Here is an 11,965-nt window from a genome sequence, read left to right on the forward strand (position 1 = left end):
CTAAGTTAAGAATTAACTTAGATGTGAAGTAATAAACGCTTTAACTTGATTCATGTCGGCATCGATATTTTCTACGCGCTGCGGCTTAGATTTAATGTCTTTAAATGCTGGTGGACATTCTGCTGGACGTCCTAAAGCAATTTCAATTGTCTCTTCAAACTTAATGGGGAGCGCCGTCTCGAGCACGATCATCGGGATTCCGGCTTGCAAATGCTCACGAGCCACTTTCACGCCATCAGCGGTATGGGTATCAATCATGACGCCATAGCGTTGATCAATATCACGAATAGTTTCTAAGCGATTCTCGTGAGTGCTACGGCCAGATTGGAAGCCGTATTTACCCAGCTCTTTAAAGACTGCCTCTTTTGAGATATCAAAACCACCTGCTTCATCTACTTGCTTGAACATAGCTGCAGTCGCTTTACCATCTTGACCCATAAAATCAAATACGAAGCGCTCAAAATTACTAGCTTTAGAGATGTCCATCGAAGGGCTGGAAGTATGCAAGGTCTCAGCAGACTTACGTGCACGATAGATGCCTGTGGAAAAGAATTCATCCAATACATTGTTTTCATTGGTAGCAACGATGAGATGCTCGATAGGCAAACCCATCATGCGGGCGATATGACCAGCGCAGACATTACCGAAGTTACCGGATGGTACGGTGAATGAGACTTTTTCGGAGCTGGACTTAGTGGCCAGTAGATAACCTTGAAAGTAGTACACCACCTGAGCCACTACACGACCCCAATTAATGGAGTTCACGGTACCAATTTGGTTCTTCGCTTTAAAAGCATGGTCATTGCTGACTGCCTTAACAATATCCTGGCAGTCATCGAAGACACCAGCTACTGCTAAGTTAAAAATATTAGGGTCTTGCAAGGAATACATCTGTGCAGACTGAAAGGCACTCATCTTGCCGCGGGGAGAAAGCATAAATACCTTCACACCCTCTTTACCGCGCATCGCATATTCAGCTGCGCTACCCGTATCACCAGATGTAGCGCCCAAAATATTGAGCTGCTGACCTTTTTTCTTGAGAGTGTACTCAAAAAGATTGCCCAGCAATTGCATGGCCATGTCTTTAAAAGCCAAGGTTGGGCCATTTGAAAGACTCAATAGCCCAATGCGTGTTCCCTGCTCTTCGCCCAACCAATGCAAAGGCGTGATGTCTTTAGCGTTATCTTGTGCACGGCCATTGCAATAGACCTGCTCGGTATACGTTTTACGCAAGATTGCACGCAAATCCGCCTCAGGAATATCGTCGCAATACAGACTCAATACTTCATAAGCGAGGTCTGCGTATGACAAGCCGCGCCAAGAATCCAATTGCGCTGCAGTGACTTGTGGGTATTGAGTAGGTAAATACAACCCGCCATCAGGCGCCAATCCACCCAACAAAATTTCTAAGAAGGATTGTTGTGGACTATTGCCACGAGTAGATTGGTAACGCATATATTTTGCTGAGTTTTACTTAAGACAGATTTTCTAAACGGATCTTCACCACTTCGCCAGTAACTGTCTTGAGATTCTGAATCTCTTTAATCGCGGCAAGCATGTTCTTTTCTTTAGTCTCGTGAGTTAAAGCCACCAAATCAGTTTGACTTTCACCCTCATCAGCTTCTTTTTGCAAAAGTGCGTCAATAGAAACACCATGCGATGCCAAAATTTTAGTGATGTCAGCTAATACGCCAGCTTGATCAGCTACACGCAAGCGCAGATAGTAACTAGTAGTGATTTCGCCAATAGGGAGCACTGGTGTGTCATGGACAGCATCTGGCTGGAAGGCCAAGTAAGGCACACGATGCTCAGCGTCAGCGCTTAGCAAACGAGTGATATCTACTAAGTCAGCAATCACTGCGGAAGCAGTTGGCTCAGAGCCTGCACCTTTGCCGTAATACAAAGTTGTTCCAACGGCATCGCCAAATACTTGCACGGCATTCATGGCGCCCTCAACGTTTGCAATCAAACGCTTGGAAGGAATGAGAGTTGGATGGACACGCAACTCGACACCAGTTGACGTTTTCTTGGCAATACCAAGCAACTTAATGCGATAGCCTAATTGCTCTGCATACTTAATATCAATTGCATCTAATTTAGTGATGCCTTCGATGTGTGCTTTTTCAAACTGCATTGGAATACCAAATGCAATCGCACTCATGATGGTCGCTTTATGAGCAGCATCAAAACCTTCGATGTCAAAAGTCGGATCTGCTTCTGCATAGCCTAGGCGTTGCGCTTCTTTAAGCACTGTTGAGAAATCCAAACCTTTGTCGCGCATCTCTGACAGGATGAAATTCGTAGTGCCATTAATGATGCCGGCAATCCATTCGATGCGGTTAGCCGTTAAGCCTTCACGCAAGGCCTTAATAATCGGAATACCACCTGCAACAGCAGCTTCAAAGGCAACCATCACGCCTTTAGCATGTGCCGCCTTAAAGATCTCGTTACCGTGAACAGCGATCAATGCTTTATTGGCTGTAACCACATGCTTACCGGCAGCGATAGCCTCAAGAACCAAGTCTTTAGCAATGCCATAACCACCAATAAGCTCAACAACGATATCGATCTCTGGGTTATTGATTACTGTACGGGCATCACTCACCACTTGTGCGCGGTCTTTAACCAATGCTTTGGCACGCTCTACATTTAAATCAGCAACTGTATTAATGCGAATGCCGCGTCCAGCACGACGTGTAATTTCGTCTTGGTTACGCTCGAGAACGGTGAATACGCCACCACCAACAGTGCCAATACCTAACAGACCTACTTGAATCGGTTTCATGATGCCTTTGCTGCAGTTGAAGAAGCCTTACGGCTGTGCTTATTACGATAACGCTCCAGAAAACGGGCAAGGCGGCTAATAGCTTCCTTGAGCACATCTTCGTGAGGCAAGAACACTACACGGAAGTGATCAGGTTTGCCCCAGTTGAAACCAGAGCCCTGCACTAACAATACTTTTTCCTCTTTCAAAAGATCAGCTACAAATTGCTGATCATCTTCAATTGGATAAACCTCAGGATCTAGTTTTGGAAATAAATACAAAGCGGATTTTGGTTTCACGCAAGTCACACCTGGAATATCAGTTATGAGTTTCCATGCAAGATCACGTTGCTTCGCAAGGCGACCACCCTCACTAACTAAATCATTAATGCTTTGGTAACCGCCCAATGCAGTTTGAATCGCATACTGGCCTGGCACGTTCGCACACAAGCGCATTGAGGCCAGCATATTGAGACCTTCGATATAGTCTCGGACCATTTCTTTATCACCTGAAACCACCATCCAACCAGCGCGGTAGCCGCAGGAGCGGTAATTTTTAGAAAGGCCATTGAAGGTAATAATGACTACATCTGTAGACAAAGAAGCTAATGAGAGATGCTTCTCGCCGTCGTACAACATCTTGTCGTAAATCTCATCCGCAAACAAAATCAAACCATGCTCACGAGCAATTTGCGTTAACTCCAGCAGAACTTCTTTGGAATAAATTGCACCAGTAGGATTGTTTGGATTGATCACCACAATTGCTTTGGTACGCGGTGTAATTTTTTTACGGAGATCGTTTAAGTCTGGCGCCCACTCTTTGGATTCATCACAAAGATAGTGCACCGGTGTACCGCTCGATAAACTAACTGCAGCAGTCCAAAGCGGATAATCTGGAGTTGGGACTAAAACCTCATCGCCATCATTTAAAAGTGCGTTCATCGACAGAACAATGAGCTCGGATACGCCATTACCGGTATATACATCATCCAAGGTCACGCCTTGAATACCTTTTTCTTGGCAATACTGCATGATGGCTTTGCGAGCAGCAAAGATTCCCTTGGAATCAGAATAAGCTGAGGCATTGCTTAAATTGCGAATCATGTCCAACTGAATCTCTTCAGGCGGATCAAAACCGAAAACCCCTACGTTTCCGATGTTTAATTTGATGATTTTGTGGCCCTCTTCCTCCATGCGCTGAGCAAGCTCAAGCACCGGCCCACGTATGTCGTAACAGACGTTATTGAGCTTTTGGGACTTTAGGATCGGTTTCACAATAAGTTTAAGGGTAAGTTCTTGAAATATGAGAAAAAACAGCTAGCTATAATCCACATAATTATGACAGAGAGTCCACTTGAAGCTTCAATCTGACCCCCATTCCGGAGCGAATACGATCACTGGCTATGGTGATGGCTACGTAGAGATCAATAAGATCTCTTATGACCATGCAGTCCTACTCAGCTCGGACGGCGCCATCTCTAACTGGTCTGCGCAAACATTTGATAGTTTAGAAGCCAGTCATTTCGCGCAAATGGTTGATTTAAAACCAGAATTAATCCTCATCGGAACCGGTAGCCGCCAGCGCTTTCCTAAGCCAGAACTTCTTAAATCCTTGATTGAGGCCAAAATTGGCTTTGAAATCATGGATTCCCAGGCTGCCTGCCGCACCTACAACATCCTAGTCGGCGAGGGTCGTCAAGTCTTACTAGCCCTGATTGTGGAGCCTATTTAATGCAATTTGGCCAAATTCGGCAGTCTTCAGCCCTGCATCCAGGCAAGATTTTGCTGTTGGTCATCATTTATGCCCTACTCTGGTTTGGCACCCTCAATTACCGCCATCTCATTCCATCCGACGAAGGCCGCTATGCAGAAATAGCCCGAGAAATGCTGGTTACCGGTGACTGGATAACCCCTCGTTACAACGGTTACAAGTATTTTGAAAAGCCCCCTCTCCAGGCCTGGGCAACTGCCGCCGCTTTTCAAGTATTTGGTATTGGTGATTGGCAAGCGCGCCTTTGGACAGCGCTAACGGGTTTCCTAACTATTCTTTTAGTCGGCTTTACTGGTGCACGCATCTTCAACGCGAGAGCAGGATGGTTGGCTGCCGTTGTATTGGCATCGAGCCCAATCTGGATTATCAGCGGTCACTTCAACTCGCTCGACATGGGCTTATCCTCATTTTTAGTGGCAGCTCTCTGTAGCCTCTTACTTGCACAAACTTCCCATAACAAAAATTACTGTCGCAACTGGATGTGGGCTTGCTGGATTTTTATGGCACTAGCAACACTATCTAAAGGAGTTATTGGTGCAGCGATACCTGCAATGGTTTTTATTGTTTACTCCATAACTACGTGGGACTGGAAAATCTGGACTCGTTTACGTTTACTTAGCGGTAGCATATTGTTCTTAGCAATTACTGCGCCTTGGTTCGCACTAGTGGCCCAACGCAATCCCGAGTTCCTAGAGTTCTTCTTTATTCACGAACATCTACAACGCTTCACACAAGATGCTCACAGTAGAACAGGCCCTATTTATTATTTTGTACCGCTACTCCTGATTGGCTTACTCCCCTGGATTCTGCAAGTCCCGGGGGCTATTGCACAGGCATGGAGCGGGCGCCGTCGCGAGTTCTCAGCAGGTTGGTTGTTAGTCTGCTGGTTTGCAGTGATCTTTGCATTTTTTAGCGTATCTCACTCCAAATTACCTGGCTATATCATTCCCGTTTTCCCAGCGCTCGCTTTAATTATTGGCAATCGTTTAGATCGCTTACTTAGTCACACCAACACCATGGCATTTCTATGGAAATTGCAGACACTAGCTTTTGCAATTCTTGGATGCATTGGATTCTTCTTTTTAGATGCTATTGGCAAACAAGCAAGACCAGATGAGATTGAAGCTTATGCGCAATATACCTATTGGGTGATTACTGCATTAGTGGCACTTGTCAGCTTTAGCGCTTATGCAGCATGGCAAAGCAAACGTAATGGCACTCAAAGTATTGTGAGTTTTGCTTATGGATTTTTTCTATGCGCCATCATCGCAGGAACAGGTCACGAAACTCTAGGTCGCGCAGTCTCTGGCATCGATCTAGTAGAGCGAGTCAAAGCCTCAATTCCGGAAAAAGTGAATTTCTATTCAGTGCGTCTTTTGGATCACACCATGCCTTTCTATTTAGGCAGAACGATGATCATGGTTGAATCACCCGATGAGCTTGAGTTTGGGGTTAATCAAGAGCCAGAACTTTGGATGCCGACTTTAGATACTTTTGTTAATCGCTGGAAAGAAGATCAAACGGCCTATGCCATCATGGTTCCAGAGCAATTTAATGCGCTTAAGGCTCAAGGCTTTCCAATGCAGGAGGTCGATCGTGATTCACGCAGGGTCATTGTCAAGCATCCAGATATCTCGCAGTAATATAGGACACCATGTCAAACTTCATCCCCTTCACGCGCCCGAGCTTCAATCAAGAAACCATTGATGCTGTTTCAGAGGTATTGCGTTCAGGATGGGTGACATCTGGACCGAAGTTAGCAGAGTTTGAGGCAACCCTAAGCCAATACTTTGGTGACCGTCCTGTGCGCTGTTTTGCAAATGGGACAGCGACCATGAAGATCGCTCTACAAGTTGCCGGCATTGGCAATGGCGATGAAGTGATCACCACCCCAATTTCTTGGGTCGCAACTTCTAATGTGATTTTAGGTGTTGGTGCCAAACCAGTATTTGTGGATATTGATCCTATTACACGCAACATTGATCTGAATAAAGTGGCGGCTGCAATCACGCCAAAGACACGCGCGATCATGCCGGTCTATTTAGCTGGATTACCTGTTGATATGGATCAACTCTATGCGCTAGCCAAACAACACAAGCTTCGCGTGATTGAGGATGCAGCTCAGGCCTTTGGCTCGCAGTGGCAAGGCAAGAAGATTGGCAGCTTTGGTGACCTGGTGAGCTTTAGCTTCCAGGCCAATAAGAACCTCACCACTATTGAGGGTGGCTGCCTTGTTCTCAATAATCTCGACGAAGCAAAGCTGGCTGAGAAATTCCGCCTACAAGGATTAACCCGTCAAGGCATGGACGGCATGGATGTTGATGTATTGGGCGGCAAAGATAACTTGACCGATGTGAATGCAGCCATCGGCCTTGAACAGCTCAAGCAACTTCCCCCTTATCAAACACGTCGTGCCGAACTCGCGCGCCAATACTTTGATATGCTTCGTGCCAAACTGAAATCTGCTGGATTGGAAGGCTTGAGATTAGAACTTCCAGTAGAAAATTTCACTGATAGTAACTGGCATATGTTTCAAGTTATTTTGCCACTTGATCAGCTCAATATTGATCGTGCTCAAGTGATGACGGAGTTAAAAGATTTGGGTATTGGCACTGGCGTTCATTACCCCGCAATTACTGGGTTCACTCTCTATAAAAACCAGGGCTACAAAACTTCAGACACTCCGGTTGCCGAACGCATTGGTCGATCTATTCTCACCCTCCCCTTATTTCCCGCAATGGCAGATGAAGATATTGCCCGTATAGCCAGTGGATTGGTCGGAATTTTGCAGAAATACCGCAAAAACTAGCGTTCCTGGGTTAAACCCAAAGAATCAGGCAAAATTGCAGCATGACTGCAAATTTAGTTGCCAACCCAATACTCAGCATCGTTATTCCCGTTTACAACGAGGAAGATGGTCTTCAGGCTCTATTTGATCGCCTTTATCCGGCATTGGATGTCCTGTCTGCCAAACGCAAGATCACCTATGAGATTGTATTTGTTAACGACGGTAGCAAAGATCGATCTGCTGGCATTCTTTCCAAGCAAGTCGAGTTACGTCCTGATGTAACCCGTGCCGTTTTATTTCACAGCAACTTTGGCCAACATATGGCCATCATGGCTGGCTTTGAATACGCCAAAGGCGAACACATCATTACTCTGGATGCAGACCTACAAAATCCTCCCGAAGAAATTGATGCTTTAACTGAGCAGCTATTAAAGGGTCATGATTACGTAGGCACTATTCGCGCCGATCGCCGCGATAGTTTCTTCAGAAAATTCGCTTCACGCGTTATGAATCGCTTGCGCGAAAATATTACGCGCATCACGATGACTGATCAAGGTTGTATGTTGCGTGGCTATAGCCGTCGCATTGTTGACTTAGTACGTCAATGCGATGAGAGTAATACATTTATCCCGGCACTGGCATATACCTTCTCTGCAAATCCAGTCGAAATTACTGTCAAACACGAAGAGCGTTTTGCGGGTGAATCCAAATACAGTTTGTACCAATTGATTCGCCTGAACTTTGACTTAGTCACTGGCTTCTCTGTCATGCCATTGCAGATTTTCTCAATACTCGGCATGCTTCTATCACTTGCGGCTGGTAGCTTGTTCGTCTACCTGCTAGTGCGTCGCTTCCTTCTGGGTGCTGAGGTTGAGGGGGTATTTACCCTATTCGCCCTAACCTTCTTCCTGATTGGTGTAATGCTCTTTGGGCTCGGTCTTTTAGGTGAATATATTGGCCGTATCTATCAGCAAATCCGCAAGCGTCCCCGCTATGTGGTGCAAACTGTTTTAGAGAAAAAATAATTGCACGCAGTCGTCTTTGCCTATCACGATGTTGGCGTCAACTGCCTCAAAGCACTTCTCAATGCTGGCATACAAGTTGATCTCGTAGTAACCCATCAGGATGATCCCAATGAGAATGTTTGGTTTGGGAGCGTTGCAAAACTTTGCCAAGAAAAAAATATTTCTTACATTACTCCAAGCGCTAATGAATTAATAGATTTAGTTCCCAAGCTCCAAGCGTTAGCTCCTGACTATATTTTTTCTTTCTACTATCGCTTCATGATTCCGGAGCAGATTTTGGATTGCGCCAAAATTGCCGCACTCAATATGCATGGCTCACTACTTCCAAAATATCGCGGACGCGCACCAGTTAATTGGGCAATTCTGCATGGCGAAACGGAGACCGGCGCAACTTTACACTTCATGGACGCAAAACCCGATGCCGGAGATATTGTTGGGCAAGCAGCCGTCAGCATCGACCCAGATGAGACCGCTACCGATGTATTTGCTAAGGTCAGTCAGGCTGCCGTCAGCGTGATCGATCAAGTCTTGCCCGGCCTTTTAAAGGGAACTGTTCCGCGCAAGGCAAATGAGCTCCAAAAAGGGAGCTATTTTGGAGGGCGAAAGCCTGCAGACGGGCAAATTCATTGGAATCAGACCGCCAAACAGGTTCACGACCTGGTTAGGGCTGTTGCACCCCCTTATCCAGGCGCCTTTACTGATCATGAGGGGAAGGCCATGATTGTGGCGCGTACCAGCCTAAATCGGCCATTTCCAGACAAGCTCAATCTTGGGGTTTGCGGCATCCAAGTGGTTGATAATCGGGTATTCGGTATTTGTGGCGACCATCAAGCGGTTGAAGTTTTGGAATGGTTCCCAGCAAGCAAATAAGTAGAAAATTTAGCAATAGCAAATTAGATTAAAACGAGGCAGTAAAGATGAAAAAAGTACTCATTCTTGGTGTTAACGGCTTTATTGGTCACCACCTTTCCAAGCGCATTCTCGAGACAACCGACTGGGATGTCTACGGCATGGATATGCAAAACGATCGCCTTGGTGATTTAATCAATCATCCACGCATGCATTTCTTTGAAGGTGACATCACCATCAATAAAGAATGGGTTGAATATCACATTCGCAAATGCGACGTCATCTTGCCTTTAGTGGCGATTGCAACGCCTGCAACTTATGTACAACAACCACTCAAAGTATTTGAACTCGACTTTGAAGCCAACTTACCGATCGTACGCTCTGCAGTCAAATACAAAAAGCATTTGGTATTCCCATCAACTTCTGAAGTGTATGGAATGTGTGAGGATGGTGAATTTGATCCTACCAAATCGAATATGGTTTATGGCCCAATTAACAAGCCGCGCTGGATCTACGCTTGTTCCAAACAATTGATGGATCGCGTGATCTGGGGTTATGGCATGGAAGGCTTGCGCTTTACACTCTTCCGCCCATTTAACTGGATTGGCCCTGGTCTAGATAGTATCTACACACCAAAAGAAGGCTCATCCCGCGTTGTGACTCAGTTCTTAGGTCATATCGTTCGCGGCGAATCCATCAACGTTGTTGATGGTGGCGCACAGAAACGTGCCTTTACTTATATTGATGATGGTATCGATGCTTTGATGCATATTATCGATAACAAAGATGGTATTGCTAATGGCAAGATTTATAACATCGGTAATCCAAAGAACAATCACTCTATTCGTGAGCTAGCCAATCAAATGTTGGAAATTGCTCGCAGCATTCCTGAGTACGCAAAGAATGCGAATGAAGTGAAGATTGTAGAAACTACTTCGGGTGCTTACTACGGTGAAGGCTATCAAGATGTTCAAAATCGTGTTCCAGCAATTGACAATACGATGAGCGAATTGGGTTGGAAGCCAACCACTACGATGACTGATGCGCTCAAGAACATTTTTGAAGCCTATCGTGGAGACGTAGAAAAAGCACGTCACCTAGTCGACAAAGAATAAGCAAAAGTAAACTCAAAGGTACATGGCAAAGATAGCTCTCAAGGTTGATGTAGATACCTTACGCGGCACCAAAGAAGGCGTACCGAATCTAGCTCGTACTCTTGAGCGTTTTGGCCTGAAAGCCACCTTTCTATTTAGTCTTGGGCCTGACCACACCGGCTGGGCCTTAAAGCGCGTCTTTCGCCCAGGCTTTCTGAAAAAAGTTAGCCGTACCTCTGTTGTGGAGCACTATGGGATTAGGACATTACTCTATGGCGTCCTCATTCCTGGACCGGATATTGGCAAGAAAGCTGCCGCAGAAATGCGCGCCATTGATAAAGCAGGTCATGAGACGGGCATTCATACGTGGGATCACGTTGCCTGGCAAGATGCAGTTCGTAATCAAGATGCATCCTGGACAAAAGCGATGATGCAAAAAAGCTGGGATCGTTTTATAGAAATTTTTGGTCATGCACCAGTGACCTATGGTGCTGCAGGATGGCAAATGAACGCCGCCGCCTTTGAGCAACTCGATCAATGGGGCATTGCCTATTCCTCTGATGGCAGAGCTGAACCCAATCTCATGCCCTATCGCCTTGCACTTCCTTCAGGAAAAGCAAAGCATGTTCAGTACCCAACCACACTCCCTACCTTTGATGAACTTATTGGCATCGATGGCGCAGATGAATTTGGCGCAGTTAAAAAATTATTAGAAATCACCCAAAGCAATCCAAATGACCAAGTCTTCACACTGCACGCTGAACTAGAGGGGCAAAAGCTATTGCCTGCGTTCGAGCAGCTGCTAGCTGGATGGCTAAATCAAGGTCATGAGCTCGTCACTATGGGCGAGCTTCATAAATCCTGGGAAGCCACCAAGCAACTCGATAAAATAGCTGTACTACCGCTGACCTGGGGAGAAATACCCAATCGCAGTGGCGACTTAATCATTCAAAATAACTAGAACTCAGAGATAACAACCAACGAAGGATCATCATGACAGTAGCCATCGGTCAACCTATGCCACAGTGCACAATTCCAGCAACCTCTGGATTGATGTTTTCACCTGCCTCTGCAAAAGGTAAAAAATTGGTTCTTTATTTTTACCCTAAAGATATGACTCCGGGATGTACTGCCGAGTCCGGCGAGTTCAGAGACAACATTGAAGCATTCACCAAAGCCAATACTCTGGTCGTAGGCGTTTCACGAGATAGCCTTAAGTCACATGACAATTTCCGCAGCAAACTAGAACTCCCGTTTGAGCTAGTTGCTGACACGGAAGAAAAGCTTTGCCAGATTTTTGGCGTTATGAAGATGAAGAATATGTATGGCAAACAAGTCCGTGGCGTCGAGCGCAGCACCTTCCTGTTTGACTCTACTGGCAAGCTAGCAAAAGAGTGGCGCGGCCTGAAGGTTCCCGGTCATGTGACAGAGGTATTACAAGCTGCCCAAGCCACTAAATAATTTTTACAATAATTTGATCAGAGGTGCTTGCAAACCCCAAAATTTGGGGTAAAGTGATTCATATGCACCGTAAACGACGGGAAAGTCTGACAATCCGTTTGAATCAGAAACCTGAATATCTCAGATCAGGTACGGGGAGCAACCCCCTCCGTTTTTCAAGTATCACTGCAACTAGTTTCGTAATAAACCGTCAACGCACTCCGCTTGGCGGTTT

At 45.8% G+C, this 11,965-nt stretch carries 11 protein-coding genes; 8 read left to right on the plus strand and 3 right to left on the minus strand.

Translation table 11 applies throughout. The annotated features are described in order from the left end of the window. Positions 1-12: 12 nt before the first annotated feature. Genes thrC through ICN37_RS10860 form a run of 3 tightly spaced genes read right to left on the minus strand, consistent with a single transcriptional unit; the run spans position 13 to position 4,038 of the window. Positions 13-1,455, minus strand: coding sequence for a threonine synthase (gene thrC, locus ICN37_RS10850; RefSeq protein WP_216157466.1), 1,443 nt, complete (start codon positions 1,453-1,455; stop codon positions 13-15). Between the two features lie 19 nt (positions 1,456-1,474). After that, positions 1,475-2,785: a homoserine dehydrogenase gene (locus ICN37_RS10855; protein WP_216157469.1), complete on the minus strand. Its 1,311-nt coding sequence runs from the start codon at positions 2,783-2,785 to the stop codon at positions 1,475-1,477. Continuing rightward, positions 2,782-4,038: a pyridoxal phosphate-dependent aminotransferase gene (locus tag ICN37_RS10860; RefSeq protein ID WP_215321619.1), complete on the minus strand. Its 1,257-nt coding sequence runs from the start codon at positions 4,036-4,038 to the stop codon at positions 2,782-2,784. Before ICN37_RS10860 ends, ICN37_RS10855 begins: the two co-directional genes overlap by 4 nt. A 79-nt stretch (positions 4,039-4,117) precedes the next feature. Here ICN37_RS10860 and ICN37_RS10865 point away from each other — a divergent pair, with 79 nt between their 5' ends. Genes ICN37_RS10865 through ICN37_RS10900 form a run of 8 tightly spaced genes read left to right on the plus strand, consistent with a single transcriptional unit; the run spans position 4,118 to position 11,751 of the window. Continuing rightward, entirely contained in the window at positions 4,118-4,495 is a 378-nt protein-coding gene (locus ICN37_RS10865; RefSeq protein ID WP_215321618.1) for an Mth938-like domain-containing protein, read from the plus strand. Next, on the plus strand, positions 4,495-6,177 hold the full coding sequence (locus ICN37_RS10870) for a glycosyltransferase family 39 protein (protein ID WP_216157472.1): 1,683 nt from the start codon (positions 4,495-4,497) through the stop codon (positions 6,175-6,177). The genes ICN37_RS10865 and ICN37_RS10870 overlap by 1 nt, the downstream gene beginning before the upstream one ends. Before the next feature lie 11 nt (positions 6,178-6,188). Next, entirely contained in the window at positions 6,189-7,343 is a 1,155-nt protein-coding gene (locus ICN37_RS10875; protein WP_216157474.1) for a DegT/DnrJ/EryC1/StrS aminotransferase family protein, read from the plus strand. A 41-nt stretch (positions 7,344-7,384) separates the two neighbouring features. Continuing rightward, a complete protein-coding gene (locus tag ICN37_RS10880; protein ID WP_216157478.1) occupies positions 7,385-8,347 on the plus strand; it encodes a glycosyltransferase in 963 nt (320 codons plus the stop codon). After that, entirely contained in the window at positions 8,348-9,217 is an 870-nt protein-coding gene (locus ICN37_RS10885; protein WP_215321614.1) for a formyltransferase, read from the plus strand. It begins immediately after the preceding gene. A gap of 47 nt (positions 9,218-9,264) precedes the next feature. After that, positions 9,265-10,311, plus strand: coding sequence for a bifunctional UDP-4-keto-pentose/UDP-xylose synthase (locus tag ICN37_RS10890; protein ID WP_215321613.1), 1,047 nt, complete (start codon positions 9,265-9,267; stop codon positions 10,309-10,311). A gap of 22 nt (positions 10,312-10,333) precedes the next feature. Then, the gene (locus tag ICN37_RS10895; protein ID WP_215321612.1) at positions 10,334-11,251 is read left to right on the plus strand and encodes a polysaccharide deacetylase family protein; all 918 of its coding nucleotides are present in this window, start codon (positions 10,334-10,336) and stop codon (positions 11,249-11,251) included. A gap of 32 nt (positions 11,252-11,283) precedes the next feature. After that, positions 11,284-11,751, plus strand: a complete 468-nt coding sequence (locus ICN37_RS10900; RefSeq protein ID WP_216157480.1) for a peroxiredoxin — start codon at positions 11,284-11,286, stop codon at positions 11,749-11,751. Positions 11,752-11,965: the final 214 nt, after the last annotated feature.

Source organism: Polynucleobacter sp. P1-05-14, from assembly GCF_018881675.1.
Lineage (GTDB): Bacteria > Pseudomonadota > Gammaproteobacteria > Burkholderiales > Burkholderiaceae > Polynucleobacter.